This is a genomic window from Streptomyces sp. NPDC050619, from assembly GCF_040654815.1.
In the GTDB taxonomy this organism is placed as follows: Bacteria; Actinomycetota; Actinomycetes; order Streptomycetales; family Streptomycetaceae; genus Streptomyces.
Genome location: NZ_JBFAIR010000174.1, coordinates 1 through 1,136, shown reverse-complemented (window position 1 = coordinate 1,136; position 1,136 = coordinate 1). Strand labels below are relative to the sequence as shown.

2 pseudogenes are annotated in these 1,136 nt (G+C 67.6%); one reads left to right on the top strand and one right to left on the bottom strand.

Annotated features, from left to right (window positions below):
- Positions 1-12: 12 nt before the first annotated feature.
- A pseudogene (locus AB0I77_RS53825) lies at positions 13-282 on the top strand (transposase family protein); the annotation flags it as partial.
- A 67-nt stretch (positions 283-349) separates the two neighbouring features.
- On the opposite strand, the pseudogene AB0I77_RS53820 reads toward AB0I77_RS53825, so the two are convergent.
- A pseudogene (locus tag AB0I77_RS53820) lies at positions 350-1,136 on the bottom strand (integrase core domain-containing protein); the annotation flags it as partial.

Sequence of the window (1,136 nt, the reverse complement as noted above, 5' to 3'; positions counted from 1 at the left end):
TCGCGGGTGACGATGAACCTGGTGACCCACTCGACCAGGTTCATCGTCACCCGCGAGGGTGACCGGCGGTGCAAGCTGCGCCCGGCGCAGCGCGCCATGGTGGCCCTGGTCTACCTGCGCGAACATCTCACGCTGGCGAAGACGGCTGCAGGCTTTGGCATCAGCGAGCCACCGCTCCACGCCTACACCACCGCGGTCATCGGCCTGCTCGCTGGGCGTGCGGCGGGCCTGCTGAAAGTCCTACGCGAGACCGATCCGGACTTCGTCCTGGTGGACGGCACTGCGGGTGCCGATTAATCATCCGGGCTGGTCAAGCGGCACGTTGGTACTCGTGAAGGGTTCCGCCGAGTCAGTCTTGTCGGCGGACCTCCAGGTGCCTGATCTGTGCTGGCACGCTGATCGGTTCAGGGAGTGGGCGGAGCGGTGCGGCTTGGCCCAGGGCTCGGTGTGGCCGATGGCAGTTGTAGAAGGTCTCGAACTCACGGAGCGCGTGCAGGAGGTGGCTCTGGTTCCGGATCAAGGTTCGGCCGAGGAGTTCGGTCCTGCACGAGCGGATCCAGCGCTCCATGATCGCGTTCATGCGGGGCATCCTCACCCCGGGCCGCGCGACCTCGATGCCTTCGTCCGCCAGCGCTGGGTAGCGGACGTTGCGGTCCCGGATCAGGTACTTGATCTTCGCCCCGCTGTCCTGGACGTCCATGGCAAGATTCCTTGCGACCTGGGTGACCCATGCCGCAATCGGATGTGCCGCGGCGTCGAGGATCCTCACGCGGCGGGTGGCGTGCTCGATCATCGCCAGCACGGTGAGGGTCTTGGCCTCGAAGCAGTCTGCGGTCAGGATGGTTTCGGCCTGGGAGCGGAGGAAGGCGGCCCAGGTGGTGTGCCCGCGTTCGGGGGCGGGTGGGATGCCGTGTTCCTTGAGGATGCTCCACACGGTGGAGGCGGCCACTTTGATGCCGAGCGCGGCGAGTTCGCCGTGCACGCGCCGGTAGCCCCACTCGGGATTCTCTTGTACGAGTCGTAGTACCAGGGCGCGGAGGGAGCGGACGGTGCGGGGTCGTCCCGGGTGCTTGGGCGGGAAGCCTTGGCGTGTCGGCGGCGCAGGAGGTCGCGGTGCCGGCGCAGCACGGTGTCGG